The organism is Paenibacillus sp. TSA_86.1, assembly GCF_052691815.1.
Map to the genome: position 1 here is coordinate 219,138 of NZ_JBQZGE010000007.1, position 19,983 is coordinate 239,120.

The window sequence follows — 19,983 nt, forward strand, 5'->3', positions numbered from 1 at the left end:
GTAGAATTTGGGGTGACAACTAGCATCGACCGGCAAGCTTAACCCGGTCTAAGGAGTGTATCCCCATACAGAAGATGGTCAAGATGAACCCCTCTTCGTTGACAGGCAAGCCACGGCGCAAGGGTTCGACACAACGCACGAATTTATCAATTGCAACATGGGAGGGCGTACCGGCAATTATTTTGCAAACACTGCTGGGCGGTCCATTTCTAACCGGGTTTTTGCTGTACCTTGGGGCCGGGTCGAGACATATCGGCTTTGTGCTCGCGATTACCACATTTGTAAACATCGCGCAGATCGGCGCAGCATACTGGATGCAGCGTATTCGAAGCCGAAAACGGGCGCTTCTGCTGTTTGTCGGAGCTCATCGGATCTTATGGAGTGCAACGGGATTGATCCCGTTTATTTTCCCTAAGGAATGGTGGGTCAGTGTTTATATTGGCTTATATACAATCGCTTTCATATGTAATACGATCGGCGGTATGATCTGGACATCCCTGATAGGTGACATTGTACCTGCCAAGGTAAGAGGGCGTTATTTCGGGATACGAAATACGATTCTGAATGCACTTGGAAGCGTTTGTTTATTTGGCGGCGGTATTTTGCTGGATCGTTATCCGGGAGAGACCGGATTTCTAATTTTGTTCATTCCCGTATGGATCTGTGCAATTGCCAATACCGTCATTTATTTCTTTTATCCGGATCTTCCTTTTGAACGTTCCACAGAAAGAGCATTCTCACGGATGTTCATCAAACCGTTTCAGGATCGGGTTTTCCTGAAGGCGACCCTCTTTTTGGCGGTATGGTTACTGATCCAGACGTTAATTGTTCCACTCTATTCCTACGTGATGCTCGATTTGCTAAAGGTCAGTTATCAGATGGTCTCTCTGATCACGGTTGTGCAAACACTGGTGATGATGGGAGGATTCTATATTTGGGGCAACCTGAATGCCAGATACAGCAACAAAACGCTGTTGTTCTGGACACTGCCCGTCATCGCCTTGTCCTGCCTGTCGTGGGGATTAATGTCTTTTGCTCCGGTATTGGTTGCATTGTTCCTGTCCCACATTTTTCTTGGGATTGGCGTCGGCGGCTTTAACCAACTCGCGTTCAATTTTACAATTGGCGATACACCCAAAAGTGAAAGACCTATGTTTATAGCGGTGTATTCGGCTCTGACTGGCGTAACATCGTTTATTGGTCCATTGATTGGCGGCTGGTTATACGAGAAGATGGGAACGCTCTCGGAAGCGATGAACTGGATATCCATTTACGGATTCCAGGTTGGGGTTGGTGCAGTCATGCTGCTGCTTACGTTTACCTTGGGACGTCGAATACTTTTAAAATAGAAACAGAAAAGCTGATCATGATGCTCATCGATGGGATATTCAGCTACATTGAACAGATTGGGGGGATGGATGGATGAATCATCCTGAGCGCAAAGCGATGGTGATCGGGGCCACTGGACTCGTTGGCGGACTTCTCGTTCGCAGGCTGCTGGAGCACTCGGCGTACAGCGAAGTTCGCATTCTGGTCAGGCGCAGGCTTGATCTGGAACACCCTGAGCTGAAGCAACACGTTGTGGATTGGGAGCAGCTTGAGAGTCAGGGGCATTTGTTTGAAGGAATCGATGACCTGTACTGCTGTCTGGGTACAACGATCAAGAAAGCAGGCAGTCAGGAGAACTTCCGCGAAGTAGATTATCACTATCCTGTTCATACAGCGACGCTGGCTAAGCAGCATGGTGTGGAGCAGATGCTGGCGATTTCCTCTATGGGAGCGAATGCGGATTCGCGTGTGTTTTATAGTCGGACCAAGGGTGAGATGGAGGATGCACTTTCGAGTTTCGGGTTCCGTGCCTTGCACATTTTCCGTCCATCCCTTATTCTGGGGGATCGCGGCGAGAAACGTGCGGGTGAACAATTCGCTGCGCATGTCATGACCTTTCTGGATCGCTGGATGAAAGGCCGTTTAGATAAGTACCGGGCTATTCATGCATCAACAATCGCTCAAGCAATGATAAATGTTGCCATGGTTCAGACAAAGGGCAATCATGTCTATTCCAATGAAGTGATTCATGCGCTTGGGGTGCAGGACGCTTAAGACTTGCGGCGGGATGTATAAAGGATAAGAGTTTCTTGTCAGAACAGGAGCATGATATACTAGGTTTTAAAAATAAAAGCATTCTTGTCTCCATCTGGCGGCGGGGTAGCGAACACAAAGGAGTACCTGTCGAATGAAAAAAGCAATCTCGACCGAACAGGCGCCAGGCGCCATTGGTCCATACAGTCAGGCCGTAGATGCTGGTGATTTCATCTACACATCTGGTCAACTGGGCCTGAATCCGCAAACCGGTGAATTTGGTGCCGATGTACAGGAACAGACTCGTCTGTCCCTGAGTAATGTCAGAGCAATTCTGGAAGCAGCAGGCACAAGCATGGATAAAGTGGTGAAAACAACCGTATTCCTGAAGGACATGAATGACTTCGTTCCTGTAAATGAAGTGTATAGCAGCTTCTTTACACAGCCTTATCCTGCACGTAGTGCTGTAGAAGTTGCACGTTTGCCAAAGGATGCACTGGTGGAGATTGAAGTGATCGCGCTGAAATAGGATGATATTTCGGCTTCTCCCAGGATGAGCAATCGAATCCTGTTCTGCCTTCATTTACAGCAAAAAAGCCGATTAGGGTCAATTGACCTGAAATCGGCTTTTTGCTTACGGTTTGTTTTATAATGAACCAAGGTATTTAATCACGATCTTGATTGCGAGCAAGGAACAGCCACACAGCATAAACGGCCAGAACAATGGCAATGCCAATCCCTGTATAATAGATAGAAGTAATATCTTTTTGTTTGAGGGCAATAGCGATGTAAGCCCAAGTGAATACAAGCGGATACACACTGTCGCGATAACGGAAGCTGACAAGCACGGCCAGAATCATACCAACGATCAGCATAATGATGGTCCAAGCGGTTTCGCTAATGCCGAATCCATCCCATCCGATCTTATATAAATAAACGGCTGCATTAACAATAGTAGCTACGCTGACCCATCCCAGATAGATGCTAAATGGCAGTTTGACTAGCCAGATCTCGGCTGTGGTTGGCATGGTAATCAACCGTGTTTTGACATACAGCATAATCAGACTGAGCAGAAGTAATATGATAATTAGCAGGGCGAGTCCAGTATACAGGTTTTGAAAAGCAAAAATCCATGCCACGTTAAATACACAGCTGGCCACAAACCAGTACCCAAGACGGGTGATTGAATTGTTTTTCCAGGATGCAGGGGTGAACTGATAGATAATGAATCCTGCCAGGAGCATGTAAATCAAGCCCCATATGGCAAAGGCATAACCTGAAGGTGTCAACAGTACAGGATACATATCCGAAACTTCCTTGTTTGTTTTGCCGCCAATCGGCAGTGCGTTGGAAAGATAGTTTACAATAATCACAGCAATAAAACCGATGGCATTTAACCACTTATATGGATTGTTACGGGACATGGCGTTTCCTCCTTGGTTTGATCAATGTAATGAACCGCGGGTCAGTCTACAATGAATATACCCACTAATTACTCGTTCTAATAATCTTTACGTAAAATAGACAGGCACGGACCTTCCGTAATTGGTCGTATGATCTGACTACACCGGAATGAAACAGTACTCTGTCCCAATGTACGCTGCAGTAGACAGGAATATGTCCATATCAGGTGGTTTGGCAGATAGGGGGAGAGATATGTTAACCAGAGAAATAATGGAGAGACAGCAGACCTGGTTCTATGTCATTGCTTTATTGGCAGGTGCGTGGATCGGGCTGGCCGCTCCGGGATGGGGGAATACACTGCATTATGCGGTGTCACCCATTCTTGCTGTGTTACTCTACAGTATGTTTGTACAAATTCCGTTTATGGAGCTCCGAGCGTCCTGGACGAATCTGCGTTTTATGGCTGCATTGCTCATAGCTAATTTTATTGTTGTTCCTGTAGTCGTGTGGATGCTTACGCTTGTTTTTCCACAAACCCCGGGGGTGTTGATGGGGGTCTATCTTGTGTTGCTAACCCCCTGCATCGATTACGTCATCGTGTTTACACAGCTGGGGAAAGGGAACGAGAAGCTAATGCTGGCAGCGACTCCGCTGCTGTTTGTGGTGCAGATGATTTTGCTTCCAGGGTATCTCTGGTTATTCATGGGCAGTGATGCAGCCGCAATAATGAATGCAGGGCCATTCGTAGAGGCTTTCTTGCTGCTGATTGTGGTTCCGTTGTTGCTCGCACTGATGACACAAGTATTGTGCAAAAAAGGTGCAAGTGCGCAGCAGTTGCTTCATGCGACGGCATGGCTCCCGGTTCCGATGATGGCACTCGCCCTGGTTGTCGTTGTAGCTTCCCAGATGGGTAAGGTCTACAATGATCTGAACAGTATTGTGAATGTCATCCCAATCTACGCTGCATTTCTCATCATTATGCCCCTCATATCCAGGTTTATTGCAAAGCTTTTCCAACTGGATACAGGTGCGGGTCGAGCATTAATTTTTAGTGCATCCACCCGTAATTCACTGGTTATTTTGCCTTTGGCGCTGTCCCTCTCGCCAGAGTGGGCAACGATTGCGGCGGCGGTCATTGTTATGCAGACGATGGTGGAGCTTGCAGGAGAGCTGATCTATATCCGGCTTGTACCCAGTATGATCCTGAGAGAAGGATAACCATTCCTCCCATCCAATATGGATGGGTATGATATAATTCCTTTAATAGAACCATATTTGGTAAATTAAAGGGGGTATATCGATCAATACGTATTGGAAAGTGATGTTCTATCTGGATATTGCCATATTGCTGTTTGCCTTTATCTATTTTCCCATCATGGCTCAAAAAACGGGGGATAGCTTCCCCTATGTACTAATGACCATTTTTGCAATAGGAGCGGTCTTTCGAATGGTGTATTACTTTAGAAAAAAGAGAGCCAATAAGCCGTCCTGACGATAAACTTACGTTGCTGTAAATGTAAGGCATAAAGAGGACTTCCGACAGAATATGTCGAGAAGTCCTCTTTTTTTATCAGTACAGCTTGGTTATGAACTTTATGAACCTGTTACAACTTGGTTTTTCGATACTCCGCAGGGGTGAAGCCTTCCATCTTTTTGAACACTTTGCTGAAATACTTTTCATCCTGGAAACCGACCATTTCCGAGACTTTGGCAACTCGCAAGGACGGATTCTGCAGCAGAAGCTTGGCACTATTAATCCGCAACTTGCCCAGATATTCTGACCAGTTCAACCCGAACTGCTGTTTGAATTTACGCGAGATATACTCCCTGCTCAGATAAAAGCGTGCCGCCATCTGTTGCAATGACAAGTCCTCTTGATAATGGGCTTCCATGTAGCGAGCGATTTCACGCATGGGATCAGGATCGGCGTGATGCTGAGCTGTGAGTGCCTTTCCGGCTGCAAGCAAGCGTTGCTCCAGCAGAGAACGAAGGATCGGGAACGAAAGTAGACCTTGGTGGTCAAAGGGCAACTCCGCAAAAGGAGGAAACTGATCCTCAGTATTGTCCTCCTCCGGGGAAATGGGGTCTTCCGCATCGTCTAACCAGCGGCTGAGCATCCATTCCAGCTCTTGCATCCATTGGTGCAACTGCTCTGCGTTGATCACATCCAGCTTGGTGAGTGGTTCAAGCCACTCCGTGACGGTGTCCGATACACTCGAAGCACGGCAGCTCATGGCTGCGATACGCATAGGCTCTTCAAAAGCAGTCAGCCGTTTCCCCTTACTCCGGATCGAAGATTCCAGAGTGGAGTGGATATGCTGCTGCGTATAAATCGTGTTGCGTCTCCACAGTTTGGAGCTGGCATCCAGATAGGCTGCCGAAATACCAGCAGGGTAGTTTTCACAGGTAGATATCCCGAAATGAAGTCTGCGCTGAATCGTCTGCTCCAACCCATCGTTAATGCTTTCCAGAATATGTACCAGTGAGGGTTGGGACCCCCAGTGAAGCAGTACAATTTCATCCGGTTGGTTAAGCTGACGGAAGGTGACACCTTCGGCTGGTGTGCTTAACATCTCCGCGCAGATGTTAAGCACCGAGAATACAAGCAGATCGGGCTGACTGCGGTATTTAGCCAAACAATCCGCATCCAGATGGGATAGACTGGCGACAGCAACACAGCACAGTGGAATGGAACAGGGCAGATGCAGCTCTTCCTGTAATCGCTGCATATGTGAAGAAGTACTGCCTCTGCCAATGGCCAGCTCGGTGAGCAGGCGATCCTGATAATGCGGACGCATGCGATTCACTACGATGGATTGTTTGGTAGATTCCGTGCGTACGGTATGCTCATCCTCCCAGGCCTTCACGGCCTTGACTAAGGAGGCATTCAATTCATCTGCTTCAACGGGTTTCAGCAAGTAGTCCATACCACCATGGCGAATCGCGTGCCTTACCAGTTCAAAATCGTCATATCCGCTAATAACAATCACTTTACTATGAGGGGCATGAGCCGAGATCCACTCAAGCAGGGCCATTCCGTCCTTGCCAGGCATGCGCATATCACTCAGTATAATCTCGGGTTGATGCACTGTAATCGCTTCGATCGCTTCGTTTCCGTCCGCTGCTTCCAGTAAGACATCAATCCCCAGGTCATCCCAAAGACCAAGAAGCTGGATGGCATGGCGAACATGCTGTTCATCATCAACAAGCAGTGCTTTCATGTTGTTCACTCTCCCGCGTATAGTTTGACTTGAAGCTTCACACCGCCTGCTTCTATATTGTCTATTTCGATCCTGGCAGGTTTGCCGGGATGAGCGTTAAGTGCAAGTCTGCTTGCCACATTGCGAAGGCCGATGGATTCCGAAAGGGCTGACTCCTGCGATATTATTTCAGAATCTATGGTTTGGGGCTGAAGCCACCCCCGGATCTCGATCAGTTTATTTTCAGGAATGAGTGGCCCGTTATTGATCAACTCTATCTCAATCCAGTGTTCGTCCACCCGGCGGCTGGTAATGGAGATGTACCCTTTTCCTGGCTGTATATCAGCTCCGTGTTTGAAATAATTTTCGATCAGAGGCTGCAATGTCATTCGAGGCATCGGGGTGGATAGTGTGTCTTCTGCAAAATTCAAGTGTACCTCCAGGCGATCACCAAATCGCTCCTGCTGCAGTTCCAGATATAACCGGGCATGCTCTGCTTCTTCACGGAGGGTTACGCAAGTCTGATCCCGCATGCTGTAACGAAGCATTTTGGATAGAGACGAAAGTAAAGTATACGCTCGCTTTCCTTGTTGTTGTAATGCCAGCGTACCAATGGATTGCAGCGTGTTATACAGGAAATGCGGGTGAATCTGGGCTTGTAATGCTTTGAGCTGATTTGTTTTGTTGGCAATCTCCAGCTGGTACTCACGCAAGATCAAGTTATTCACCGTGTCCATCATATCCCGGAAATGCCTCGCCAGCACTCCGAATTCATCTCGGCTCGACAGACGGATATCCACATGCAGGCGGCCTGCCTGAATCTGATTCATATATCGCATGAGCTGTTTGAGCGGACCTGTAATACGTATGGAGATGAATAAGGTTGCCACAATAACAAGTATTAACGCGGCAATCGCAATGATTGCATTATTCCAGGTGAGTGCAGTGGCTCTTGCATATAACGTTTCATTCGGAATTTGTTTAACGATGGTCCAATCTGCGTAGCTGCTGCCGAGCTGCTGATACACATACATCGAGTGATCCTGTTCAAAATGACCAGCCGCATTACGTGCTGCACCGGCAAGGGTCCTTCCGTCTTGCAGCGCACTTCCTGCCACTGACTGCAAATGACCGGCTTCGTTAGAAGCTTGTACCTCGGTACTTCCTTGATAAACGATCCGGTTCTGCCCATCCACGACATAGATCTGCTCTTTAGCCGGATCATACAACCTGCTGCAGATTGCTGCAATACTATTCATGTTAAGGTCAATGGCAAGTACGCCCAGCTGTTCAGGAGAGGGGATATCCCGAATGATCCGATGCAAGGTAATCACCGTTCTTGGTGAATCGTCAGGGGAAGCCGCCTTGAAGCCATAGGTATGACTCAGATGTGCAGATTCAACCCAGATATCAGATCCGCTGTTCCTCATGTTGTTCTGAAGTGAATCTGAATAAGCTTCCTTTCGCTCCTCCCGTTTCGGGAAAGGGTTTGCAATCAACGTAGATTGCTGGGATACAAAGGAATGCAGGTAGAGCTGAAACACATCCGGTACAGCCGCTCTGATCGTTTGCAATGTCGTATATACCTCGGCAACAGCCCGATAATCACCCGGTAATTTAGCCAGATTCCGCAGAAAAATCGGATCATTGTATATGGCGAGTGAGGCTCGTGCCACGTTATCGACATAATTGTTAAGATTGGTTGAAGCTTGATAAATAAGGCGTTTATTTTCCTCCAGTGCCTGTTCCCGCAGGGCTGTTTTGGTCTGAATAAAGGTCATGCTGATGGATGCCAGGAGCGGAATGGTCGTTGCGATCAGCATAAAGGCAATCAGCTTGGTACGGATACTATAATATTTGGACATCAGTACACCCCTTCTGAATACTCGTCAAGAGAGGACAATATTTTACACCCAACTGTTCACGAGTGTCGGTGTTTCCCTTCACGTTTTTGGAGTTTAATAGAAAAAGAGACCAATATCATCCATCTATAGAAGGGGAGAACGATATGAAGCATCGCAAATCTTCACAGCTGTTACAGCAGCTTGTGTTCGTGGGTCCCTCCGTTATATTTTTTATTCTCATCATCGTGGTCCCTTTCCTGCTTGGCATGATGTATTCCTTTACGGATTGGAACGGAGTATCTGCCAGTATTAACTGGGTTGGACTCGATAACTTCGTGCATGTCTTTGCAAACGATCCCAAGTTCCAGAATGCATTCTGGTTCACGGTACGTTTCACCATTGTAGGGGTGATCCTTACCAATCTCATCGGTTTTTTTCTGGCCTACTTCCTGACCAAACCGCTCAAGACGAGAAATATTCTGCGTACGATTTTTTTTATGCCTAACGTGATTGGTGGGTTGCTGCTCGGGTTTATCTGGCAATTCATATTTGTGAAAGGGTTTTCAGCAGTAGGTGACGTGACGGGCTGGTCCTTCTTTAATCTCCCGTGGCTGGGAGATGAGCCTACGGCCTTCTGGGGAATTGTCATCGTGTTTGTATGGCAGACCGCCGGTTATCTAATGGTTATCTACATCTCATCCTTAACGAATGTATCACCTGATCTGCTGGAAGCTGCCGAGATTGATGGAGCGAGTCGCGGTCAGGTGCTACGGAGCATTATTTTACCACTCATTATGCCCGGTGTAACCATCTGTCTGTTCCTGGCAATCTCCTGGTCTTTCAAAATGTTCGATCTCAACCTGTCGCTTACAAAGGGCGGTCCGTTTGGCTCAACCGAGTCGGTTGCGCTCAATATCTACAATGAAGCCTTTGTGAACAACCGGTACGGCATTGGAACCGCCAAAGCCTTTATATTCTTTGTCATCGTTGCGGTCATCACTATAGTCCAGGTTCGGTTGACGAAGAGCAAGGAGGTTGAAGCCTGATGGAGACGACGAAAAATTACCGCTTCGGTACCGTGATTACTGAGGTTGTCATGGTACTTATCGGATTACTGTTTCTTGTTCCGTTTTACTTCCTGTTTGTGAACTCGGTCAAAACATTTGGTGACCTGCTTACCAATTCGGCTGCCTGGCCGGAAGTGTTTCAGTGGGGCAACTACGCCAATGCCTGGGAGAAAATCAACTTTCCGTCAGCACTGATGAACTCGCTGATCGTGACGATCGTCAGCAATTTGCTGCTGGTGCTGATCAGTTCCATGGCCGCATACCGAATGGTTCGCAGCAATACACGGTTTAACCGGATATTGTTTGGTCTATTTATTGCCGCGATGGTGATTCCGTTTCAGTCTATCATGATTCCACTTGTTACAGTAACCAGCAATCTGGGGCTGATCGACAGTCTGGGCGGACTCATTATCTGTTATCTCGGGTTCGGTGCACCGATGTCCATCTTCCTGTTTCACGGCTTCGTTAAATCGGTTCCCTTGGAGATTGAAGAAGCGGCTCGTGTGGACGGCAGTTCAGCCTACGGGGTGTTCTTCCGCATCGTATTCCCGTTAATGAAACCGATGTATGTCACCGTCATCATTCTGAATACGCTCTGGATCTGGAATGACTACCTGTTACCATCTTTGATCCTGCAAAGTTCCAATCTGCGTACGATTCCAATTGCGACCTTCGCGTTGTTTGGTCAATATACGAAGCAGTGGGATCTGGCACTGCCTGCCCTGGTACTCGGGATCATGCCGATCATTATTTTCTTCCTGCTGATGCAGAAGTATATTATTCAGGGCATTACAGCCGGGTCCGTTAAGGGGTAGTGCGAGGACTGGTCTCTCCGGCATCATGTGCGCTTTCGGTCGCTGTTGCTCCTCGGGGGCCTGAATGATTGAGGCAAGGAAGCCCCCGAGTATCAAAGGCGAACGCTCCGCTCCTCCAGCGCATCATGATGCCTTCGCTCCTGCCTCGCACGGAGGTGAGCAAAAGGAACATCTGCCCGCAGGGCTTGGGCAGATGTACCAGAGCAAAGCGGGGGAAAGACATTGAAGGACAGTGAAAGACAAGGATGAACAAAGGAAGTTCCGTAAAAAGGCAGTTACAGGTCGAATACAATATCTGGCCGACTCGGTATCAAAGGCAGAGAAAGGCTGATAATGATAGGGAAAGACATAGAGATAAGAGCTAAATTTGCCGTTAATCCGTGATCAACTACGCATACACCTATTGTGGGAATTGCGTTAGTTCATCTATATAGTAAGCAAAAGAAGAAAAGGCAAGGACAGGGTCATTTTAGACAAATGAAGTAAAGCTGGATCAAAAGTAAGAGGGTAAGCAAAAGATGCAGGCGGTAAAAGTGAAATTACTTACGGGGAGAGTGTATCTATGAAAAGAATGACGAAGTTAACGTTATTAATGCTCATCGCTTTTTCGGTCATGCTTGCGGGTTGCGGGAACGGGGACAAGAGCGGCAGTCCTGTGAATACGGATGCTCAAACTGGCGGTGGTGAAGCTGCGGCTGGAACCAAAACCATTAAAATTTTTCAATTCAAAGTCGAAATTGCAGAAGCGCTCAATCGTCTCAAGGCGGAGTATGAGTCTTCCCATCCAGGCGTGAAGCTGGACATTCAGACAGTCGGCGGCGGCAGTGACTACGGTGCTGCATTAAAAGCCAAGTTTGCCGCTGGCGAACAACCGGATATTTTCAACGTAGGCGGATACCGTGAATTGGACACCTGGCTTGAATATCTGGAAGACCTGTCGGGTGAAGCTTGGGCCAAGGATGTGCTGGAAGTCGCTAAAGAACCGATGACCAAAGACGGCAAGCTCTATGGACAGCCGCTCGCGCTGGAAGGGTACGGATTTATATATAACAAGGATCTGTTTACCAAAGCAGGCATCACCGAGATCCCAACGACACTCGAACAGCTCGATCAGGCAGCAAAGAAACTACAGGATGCAGGCATTACCCCGTTCTCCAACGGTTATCAGGAGTGGTGGGTGCTTGGCAATCATAACGTCAATGTAGCGTTTGCGAATCAGGCAGACCCGGTAAAATTCATTCAAGGGCTGAACGAAGGCACGGAGAAAATTCCGGGGAATCCCGTATTTGCAGAATGGATCAACCTGCTTGACCTGACGCTGAAATACAGCAACAAAAATCCGTTGACCACCGACTACAATACGCAGGTTACCCTGTTTGCGAGCGGTGAAGCGGCCATGATGCAGCAAGGGAACTGGACACAGGTACAGATTGATGGCATTAATCCGGAACTGAATCTGGGCATTCTGCCTATGCCGATTACCAATGAACCGAACGACAAGTTGTTTGTAGGTGTGCCTAACTACTGGGTTGTGAACAAAAACTCTCAGGTGAAGCCGGAGGCAAAAGAGTTTCTGGAATGGCTCGTCACATCTGACATTGGCAAAAAATATTTAACGAAGGAATTCAAGTTTATTCCGGCATTCAGTTCCATCCAGGCATCTGAGGAAGAGCTGGGAGATCTGGCAACAGAGATCATGAAATATAGTCAGGAAAATAAAACGTTAAGCTGGAACTTTAACCGTTTCCCTGAAGGTGTTCCGCAAGAGTTTGGCAGCACCATTCAGGCGTATGTAGCAGGCAAATCGGATAAAAAAGCATTGCTTGATGCATTACAACAGAACTGGGACAGTCTGAAAAAGTAAATAAAGCACATGCCTTTGAAGCCAGTTGCATTTTTTTGCAGCTGGCTTCTTTGCGTTCTCCATTTGCATAGTTTACTTTCTATAAAATGTGGATAACTAAATGAATTTACAAATCTGAAAAACAAACTTTTACACCAAGTTAATACTATATGTGGATATCCTGTGTGTATGACGTCTAAATGTGGACAACTTTTCAGATATTCACCTTCTGATCTGCTTTTATCAACAGATAACCTTGCTTTTGTTAAAGTAGTACTATATAGTTCTACTTATGAATAATAACTACACATCACATGAAGGAACGTCTAAATCGTCCAAACCTAGAAGCACCAGTCCAGTGAACCGCACTAAAGCAGTTGAAGTGGCTGCGCAGCTATTTCTGCGGCAAGGTTATGCTTATGTCAGCATGGATGAGGTGGTGCGAGTCAGTGGCGTATCCAAGTCCAACATCTATTATCATTTTAAAAATAAGGAGGAACTGCTTCAGGCAGTTGTACAGTACTGGATTGCTCAATACGAATCAGAACTGTACCTGCTTCTCAGCCAGCGTGAACGGAGCGTGGAGGAACGAATCAACTCATTCCTGGCATTGCTCTCCGCCGGCATAGAGAGTCGAAACTTCGAAGGAACATGTCCGTTTGTCACCCTCTACATGCAGGCGCCCGAAAGTGCCTCACTAGCGAAGGAAAGCATCTCGATCTTCTTCCGGGAGCTTGTACCTATGGTGGAGAAGCTGCTTCAGCAAGGGGTGGAACGTGGAGAATTCCGCAGAGGAGTTGAGCCGGGATCAGCAGCAGCATTATTTGTTGCGGCACTTGAAGGCTCACTGATTCTCGCCGGAACTTCTCGTGATCTGGGTATTATTGAACAGTCGGCACAAACGTTTTGTCAGATGCTTCGTTAAGCGAAGCTCTTTTTTTGAATATGACTAGTACCATTTGGTTCTAATCGTGAAGGTAATATCAAACGAAAAGAAGACAAGATTAAAACGGAACTAAAACAGAAATCAAACTAAAAAATAGGGTGGAGGCATCGAGATGAATCAGACAACAAATTTAGAGCAAACCGTTCTTTTTATGACAGGCAGTACCGGTTTTATTGGGAAGGAAACGGTCAAACAGCTTGTGGAGAAAACAGATGTACATATGCTTCTGCTGGTTCGCTCTGAGCAGCGGGCCAGAACAGTACTGGAGAGTTACGGCGTGAGGAGTTTGGAACGGATTACGTTTGTCGTAGGAGATTTATCTGTGCAGGGTCTGGGACTCGCGCCTCGAGATCACAAACGGATCAGGGAAGCTAACGTGATTCTTCATGTGGGCGGCACGATGGACATTACGCTGGAACGAGAGACAGCAGAGAAAATCTTCAGGCACGGGGCGAGAGAAATAGCACAGTTGGCAGAGGATATTCAGCGTAGCGGAGGACTGCGGCATTTTATTCATGTGGTTGGCTTTATGAGTCCTTATGGACAGGGGAGCGAGCAAGAGGAACAGATCAATATCAATCATTTGCACAGCCAAGAGAGCGCGTATGAAGAGATGAAATTCCAGGCGGATGGTTATATTCGTGAGCATGCGAAGCAGAACGGCTATCCGCTATCTGTCGTAAATCCCAGTACAGTCGTAGGGCCTCGTCCAACGGGTGAAACGGAGCAGACGGGTGGTATTGGACTGCTTATTGGTGCGGTTCAGAAAGGCTTTATGCCTGTTGTACCTGGTGGATCGTCTTACTGGCTACCACTGGTCGAGAATGATGTGGTCGCAGAGACACTTGTGTTTTTGACAAAAGACGATTCTCCAATCGGAGGGACGTATGCACTTCTCGCACGTAAGGAAAATAGCCCAAACATGAAGGAATTGTTGCACATACTTACGAAGCAACTGGACGTACCTAAGCCAGCAGGAGGAGCATTACCGCTATCCTGGATTCAAAAGCTCTTGAACGTAGGAGGAACCCGCATCAGCGGTATACCTGCTCAATCCCTTGCTTTTATTACTGACCGGACATTTCAGGTAGAGGAGACCGAGGGGCTGTTGAAACGAATGGGCAGAACCTGGCCGGATATCCGGGAGCAACTTCCGTTCATTACAGCTGACCTGGACTACCGTCTGCTGCCAAAGCCTGAAGCTGAACATATTCCGAACGATTATATCCGCATACGGCGTGGAAATCTGGCGATGTTAGGCTGGGAAGGTGAGGGAGAACCGTGGGTTATCGTGCACGGTCTGCTGCAATGCGCCGATGACTTGCTACCTCTTGGATCACAGCTGAGGAAACTTACGGGGAATCCAGTCTGGATCGTTGATCTGGCAGGGTTTGGCCGCTCGCCTGTTCATCAGAGTCGTGACGCATTCACTGGTCAGGTTAACGCACTTGTGGATGCTTTGGGCGAAATGCAATTTCCAATCAAACTTGTTGGTCATTCTGTAGGTGCGGCTATCGCCGCTGCTGCGTTGAAGCAAAGCGGGCGCGCCGATATTCGTTTGGCCTTGCTTCAGCCTGCTGCGGACAACGTGAATGAGGGGAATAATGGACGTTTGAAACAGATGCTCCGGCTACCTCGCCGTGTTGTGAGAACGTTGCTCCGGAGCAAGTCTCAGCGGAGTTGGGCACGGATGTTTAGTATAGACAGTAGCGTTCAGATTAAAGGGAGTATCGTGGACAGATCGGCCCAAAGGGCATACGGCTATCTTCGTTCTCCTCGTATCGCGGGTGCACACGTCGATCTGCTTCGGTGGATTCACTTGGGTCACAAGCAGGAGTTGAGCTTTTGGGGACAATACGGAAACCTTGAGCAGACAAATAATGCTACAGATCTATTGATTGTTTGGGCGGATAAAGATCGAGAATATCATTTCCCATCCAAATTAAAACCCGGATATAAAAAAGTGGATGTGCCTCATGGTCACTATTTTCCAGTGTTCCAGTTTGAACAGACGGCAGAAATCCTTATGAATTGGGCTGAAAACAGCCATATGAATAACGATAGGCAGGGATATTGAGATCCAATACTGTCATTGAAAGGCTTTCCACAATGTGTCCACAGTGCAGGATAACTGATCCGAAAACGACAAACTTTACGTTAGATTTACAAACAAATACACAACATGTCCACATTAAAATATTAAATATCCACATAAATAAAGGTATATATCCACAGGTTGTTAGCAATATGTGCACAACTTATCCACAAATGAGGAATAACTCTATATTTTTATCTATAAAAAGAAAAAATCAAGGTATATTTAATAAGTTATCCACAGAATAATGCATCAAACCCCTCTTTTTTAAAAAGAGGGCAGGAAAAGTTGTAGAACTGTGATTCTTCTTGTTGAAAGCCTAAACATTTACGTCGAAATTGCCGATACAACATGTAACGACTCATCGTTTAACGCACGACAGCCAAAAGCATGTTGACGATCTGATTTTACGGAATGAGAGGGTATGGGGACAATTATGGATGAAGTAATGCAATATATTAATTTCTCGGTCGGAGAACAGATTTTTGCACTTCGTATTGATCAGGTTCATGAAATTATCAGAATGGTAGAGGTTACAACGGTTCCTTTTGGAAGTCCCGAGATTAGAGGATTTGCTTCATTGTACGGTAAGGTGGTTTCGGTCGTGAGTCTTCGCGTGTTGCTTGGCATGCCAGAGCAGGAAGATAGCTCATCTACACGGATTATCGTTGTCCCTTATAAGAACGGATTCGTACCTCTCATTGTAGATATGGTCGATTCTGTTGTGACGTATGATCGTTTCGAAGAGCCTGCAGAAGAACACCGCCGTTTTATGCTTGGAGTTTTCGATAAAATCGGCTTTTGTGCAGATCACCGCGCAGGTATCTTGAACCTCGATGTACTGCTTGGTAGTCTGGTCAGATCTTGATTCAATAAATATGTGTGACCGTTTTACTGCCATAACATTCGAACGAATAAACAAAATGTTCCTCTTCCGTTTTCTGGAGAAGGGACATTTTTTTATGCCAGAAATCATTAGATTCCGCACTTTTTATGTGTAAAGGTTTTTAAATCCGTTCATTTTCGTATATGATGGAGAGTAACAATGCGAAGGGATGACGGGAGACTGTAATGATGCAATCGCTGTATGGAGTATGGCTTGGAGACGTATTTTTTTGTTTTTCCGGTGAAACATCGGAACCGCGTGTGGATGCATGGAGTCACGTAGTGAGAAGGCTGCAATTTGGCGACGGGGGTCGTCTATTTCAGCCTGCCGCGCTACGTCTTGCCGAACTGCGCTGGCCGAATCCGCTTCGTAATGCGGCAGAGGCCAAAAATATGAAACGGCGACAGTTGCTCGGACGCACGCTGGAAGGATTAGCTGTTTCACCGAAGGATGCCTTCAGACTGTTGTTGCAATGGGATGATCGCATGTTTCAGGCGGCTGGAATTCAGACTGGAGAAGAGATGCGTTATTGGGTCAAGGCAGCGCAGTTCACACAGGAACTGCTGCTCCGCGGAGCGATTGCTCCGGCCGCTGCATTCGCGGCTAAGACCGGCGCAAGACGAAGAACCGGACAGGAGACCCTGACAGGAGTATGGCGGCCACGTCTACAGCTGGAAGAAGATCAGGAGCGTTTCAGGAGCCTTGCCGAGTCAATGCCGCCCATTGCACTGTCAGCGCCAGGAGCATATGCCTCCATGGAGCCAGAGACGCGTGAGGGAGCAGCTGGGGCTGTCTTATTTTCATTTATGAGCGGTATCATTCATGCGGTGGTGACGAGTGAACTGGAAGGCATGGATAGTGAATTGTCTCGTTATCGGACATCGTTCAGACGAGGCTCTTCGCCGGTATCGGAGCTCTGGTGGAATAGTCTGATCTCCATGTTCCGCCCGGTTACCGTGCAAGGGCCGACAGAGGAAATGACGGCTTTTATGGATACACTCCATGAAGCGGGCGGCACAACGATGCCTGCTTTTGGTGTAGAAGAGATGCTGCCCGTGGAAGGCACATTCAAGCTTGTGCTGCGTTTGGAGCCGCCACTGGGAGAACAGGATACCACCTGGGGCATCAGTTTCTGGGTGGACAGTGATCAGGAAGCAGGTCTTAGACTGCCTGCACGAAGCATTTGGGCACATCCAGAGCGTAATCTGGATCGGGGAAAGGTCTGCTATGCGTCAGCCGCAGAGCAGTTATTGATGGCCATCGGGCAGGCGTCCGAGCTTGCACCGGAACTTGAAACCGCTTTGCTGCATGCTCGTCCGGAAGGGATTCAACTGGAGCAACAGAGCTTTTTTGAATTTCTTACCCATGCGGTTCCTAAGTTGCAAAAGGCAGGCGTAACGGTTCTGATGCCATCGAGATGGAACCGTGCCGGGAAAAGGCGTGCAGGTCTTCGTTTACAGATGATGAACGGATCTTCCGAGCGTCTGCCCGGGGCTACATCGGCGCTCGGTATGGAGCAACTGGTTGCTTTTACAGCTGAGCCGATGCTGGATGGTAAGCCGATAACAGCGGAGGAACTTGCCGTCTTGGCTGAATCCACCGTTCCTTATGTTATGTTTCGCGGGGAATGGATTGAAGTGGATACCAAAGAGATCCGCCAAGTGCTGCGTTATATGAAAAAAGAAGAAGAGCAATACATGCCACTTTCCGAATGGCTGCATCTGGCCGCTGATGAAGGGGAGGACTCTGTCTGGAAAGGCATGTCTGTTTTTGGTGCTGAATCCGAAGGCATGCTTGCTTTCCTGCTCGATGGACAGGTACTTCGCAACATTGAGCCCCGTCCGGTGCCATCGGAGCTGCATGGTGAACTGCGGCCGTATCAGGAACGTGGGTTTCAGTGGTTATCGGCGATGGGTGAGCTAGGATTCGGTGTGTGTCTTGCTGATGATATGGGACTTGGGAAAACCGTTCAGGTTATCACCTGTTTGCTGGATCGCAAAGAAGAGGAACGGCAGTCTGCGCTGCGGGAAGCACAAGAAGAAGCCTTGGATCCAACGGAAGATATGCCAGAAGATCAATGGCCTACGCTTATTGTCTGCCCAACGTCGTTACTGGGCAATTGGCAGCGTGAGCTGAAGCGGTTTGCTCCAAATCTGTCCCTGTATATTCATCATGGTGGACAACGGCTGCATGGGGAGGCTTTCCTGGAGGAAGCGCAGAAACATGACATTGTGCTCACAACGTATCATCTGGCTGGCCGGGACGGTCTGGATCTGGCTTCACTGCACTGGTCTACGGTTGTGCTGGATGAGGCGCAATATATTAAAAATTATCGGACGAAGCAGGCACAGAGTGTCATGCGACTGTCCACCTCTCATCGTATTGCGATGACAGGAACGCCGGTGGAGAACCGGCTGAGTGAGCTTTGGTCTATTTTCCAATTTCTCAATCCGGGTTATCTGGGCACATCATCTTCGTTTCGCCAGCGTTATACAGGTCTGGCTCCATCGGAAGAGAACGCGGCCTCGCTGCGTGAGTTACACCGACTGGTATCGCCATTTATGCTTCGCAGGTTGAAAAGTGATCCGGATATTCGCAAAGATCTGCCAGAGAAGCTTGAATTGAAATCGTATTGTTCATTAACACCCGAGCAGACGATTCTATATCAACGTGTCGTAGATGATCTGATGGGTGGTCTGGACGGTCGGAACGGCATCGCGCGCAAAGGTATTGTATTATCCTCTCTGACCAAGCTTAAGCAAATCTGTGATCATCCTGTGCTGGCAGACAGCAGTCGGAAGGATCATGGCAAGGCTGAAGCGTCAGGCAAGATGGAACGGCTACTGGAACTGCTGGATGCTATTCGGGACAACGGAGAATCGGCTTTGATCTTTACCCAGTATGTTGCGATGGGGGATTTGTTAGTTTCCCGATTGAAACGGCGTTACGAGGAAGAACCTTACTTCCTGCACGGCGGTGTTTCGAAAGCCCAGAGGGATAACATGGTGGAGACGTTCCAAAAGGGAGAAGGCCCGTCCATGTTTGTATTGTCTCTTCGTGCCGGAGGTGTAGGTCTGAATCTGACCCGGGCAAGCCATGTTATTCACTATGACCGCTGGTGGAATCCGGCGGTGGAGAATCAGGCGACAGACCGTGTATTCCGCATCGGGCAGATTCGCAACGTGCAGGTGCACAAGTTAATCTGCCAGGGTACATTAGAGGAACGCATTGATGAGTTGATTGAGAGCAAGAAAGCTCTCTCCGAGCAGGTTGTTGGTTCAGGGGAAAACTGGCTGACCGAGATGTCGGATGACGAGCTGCGCAGCCTGATCTCGCTTCAGGGGGAGACGTGGCTGTAGGTTAACCTAGCGGTGCGTAGTGGATAAGGTGAACTTTGATCTAAAGGATGAATGTTTGGGGATGAAGGAAACATCGCATTGATGTTGGTAAACTAGTTTGGATGATCCATGAAGAGAGGGGGATGATGATGAGCGAAAAATGGAAGATCGAGCTGCATATATCCCCCGGGGTGTGGACAGCAGAGGTAAATACATCAGCGGAGCCGGGCAAGATTGCACCCGGGTCCGCTGACGCAGATCAGACCGGAACAGCCGGATCCGGCGTGTTCACGGTCAAGGGCACGTTGCCGCAGCTGAGCGAGGCGCAGCGCGAAGCCGTACTGGCACAGCTGCGCAAGCGCCCGCTGGCGCTGTACGCCCTGCTGCGCGGCGGCCCGGCGCCAGAGGAGCTCGCCGGGCTGCTGGCCGCCGCGGAGCCCGCTGGCGCGCCAGGCGCAGCCGT

General features: G+C 48.2%; 16 protein-coding genes. 13 read left to right on the forward strand and 3 right to left on the reverse strand.

The genetic code is table 11. The annotated features are described in order from the left end of the window. Positions 1-83 precede the first annotated feature (83 nt). The 3 genes from ACUTVW_RS16275 to ACUTVW_RS16285 all read left to right on the forward strand — a co-directional run bounded on the left by ACUTVW_RS16275 (position 84) and on the right by ACUTVW_RS16285 (position 2,611). Positions 84-1,349: an MFS transporter gene (locus ACUTVW_RS16275; RefSeq protein WP_445646772.1), complete on the forward strand. Its 1,266-nt coding sequence runs from the start codon at positions 84-86 to the stop codon at positions 1,347-1,349. A gap of 73 nt (positions 1,350-1,422) precedes the next feature. Next, a complete protein-coding gene (locus tag ACUTVW_RS16280) occupies positions 1,423-2,103 on the forward strand; it encodes an oxidoreductase (RefSeq protein WP_445646773.1) in 681 nt (226 codons plus the stop codon). A gap of 133 nt (positions 2,104-2,236) precedes the next feature. Then, positions 2,237-2,611: a RidA family protein gene (locus ACUTVW_RS16285; RefSeq protein ID WP_445646774.1), complete on the forward strand. Its 375-nt coding sequence runs from the start codon at positions 2,237-2,239 to the stop codon at positions 2,609-2,611. Positions 2,612-2,747: 136 nt separating this feature from the next. Here the strand turns inward: ACUTVW_RS16285 and ACUTVW_RS16290 are convergent, their stop codons facing one another. After that, positions 2,748-3,506, reverse strand: coding sequence for a tryptophan-rich sensory protein (locus tag ACUTVW_RS16290; RefSeq protein ID WP_445646775.1), 759 nt, complete (start codon positions 3,504-3,506; stop codon positions 2,748-2,750). Positions 3,507-3,738: 232 nt separating this feature from the next. On the opposite strand from ACUTVW_RS16290, the gene ACUTVW_RS16295 reads away from it, so the two are divergent. Further along, a complete protein-coding gene (locus tag ACUTVW_RS16295) occupies positions 3,739-4,704 on the forward strand; it encodes an arsenic resistance protein (protein WP_445646776.1) in 966 nt (321 codons plus the stop codon). A 386-nt stretch (positions 4,705-5,090) separates the two neighbouring features. On the opposite strand, the gene ACUTVW_RS16300 is transcribed toward ACUTVW_RS16295, so the two are convergent. Further along, positions 5,091-6,707: a response regulator transcription factor gene (locus ACUTVW_RS16300; RefSeq protein WP_445646777.1), complete on the reverse strand. Its 1,617-nt coding sequence runs from the start codon at positions 6,705-6,707 to the stop codon at positions 5,091-5,093. A 5-nt stretch (positions 6,708-6,712) separates the two neighbouring features. After that, positions 6,713-8,551 carry a cache domain-containing sensor histidine kinase gene (locus ACUTVW_RS16305; RefSeq protein ID WP_445646778.1) on the reverse strand — a complete coding sequence of 613 codons (1,839 nt, stop codon included), beginning with the start codon at positions 8,549-8,551 and terminating at the stop codon, positions 6,713-6,715. Positions 8,552-8,694: 143 nt separating this feature from the next. Here ACUTVW_RS16305 and ACUTVW_RS16310 point away from each other — a divergent pair, with 143 nt between their 5' ends. The 9 genes from ACUTVW_RS16310 to ACUTVW_RS16350 form a co-directional block, all read left to right on the forward strand. Continuing rightward, positions 8,695-9,576, forward strand: coding sequence for a carbohydrate ABC transporter permease (locus ACUTVW_RS16310; RefSeq protein ID WP_445646779.1), 882 nt, complete (start codon positions 8,695-8,697; stop codon positions 9,574-9,576). Next, positions 9,576-10,412, forward strand: a complete 837-nt coding sequence (locus ACUTVW_RS16315) for a carbohydrate ABC transporter permease (RefSeq protein ID WP_445646780.1) — start codon at positions 9,576-9,578, stop codon at positions 10,410-10,412. The genes ACUTVW_RS16310 and ACUTVW_RS16315 overlap by 1 nt, the downstream gene beginning before the upstream one ends. Positions 10,413-10,476: 64 nt before the next feature. Next, on the forward strand, positions 10,477-10,638 hold the full coding sequence (locus ACUTVW_RS16320) for a hypothetical protein (RefSeq protein ID WP_445646781.1): 162 nt from the start codon (positions 10,477-10,479) through the stop codon (positions 10,636-10,638). Between the two features lie 336 nt (positions 10,639-10,974). Next, positions 10,975-12,276: an ABC transporter substrate-binding protein gene (locus ACUTVW_RS16325; protein ID WP_445646782.1), complete on the forward strand. Its 1,302-nt coding sequence runs from the start codon at positions 10,975-10,977 to the stop codon at positions 12,274-12,276. 337 nt (positions 12,277-12,613) lie between these two features. Continuing rightward, positions 12,614-13,180, forward strand: a complete 567-nt coding sequence (locus ACUTVW_RS16330; protein ID WP_445646783.1) for a TetR/AcrR family transcriptional regulator — start codon at positions 12,614-12,616, stop codon at positions 13,178-13,180. Between the two features lie 133 nt (positions 13,181-13,313). Further along, positions 13,314-15,278: an alpha/beta fold hydrolase gene (locus tag ACUTVW_RS16335; RefSeq protein WP_445646784.1), complete on the forward strand. Its 1,965-nt coding sequence runs from the start codon at positions 13,314-13,316 to the stop codon at positions 15,276-15,278. A gap of 454 nt (positions 15,279-15,732) precedes the next feature. After that, positions 15,733-16,164: a chemotaxis protein CheW gene (locus tag ACUTVW_RS16340; RefSeq protein WP_445646785.1), complete on the forward strand. Its 432-nt coding sequence runs from the start codon at positions 15,733-15,735 to the stop codon at positions 16,162-16,164. 203 nt (positions 16,165-16,367) lie between these two features. Beyond that, positions 16,368-19,541 (forward strand): DEAD/DEAH box helicase, encoded by a 3,174-nt coding sequence (locus ACUTVW_RS16345; protein WP_445646786.1) that lies wholly within the window; start codon positions 16,368-16,370, stop codon positions 19,539-19,541. Positions 19,542-19,663: 122 nt separating this feature from the next. Then, the coding region (locus ACUTVW_RS16350; RefSeq protein WP_445646787.1) for a hypothetical protein at positions 19,664-19,983 on the forward strand (320 nt) is incomplete at its 3' end.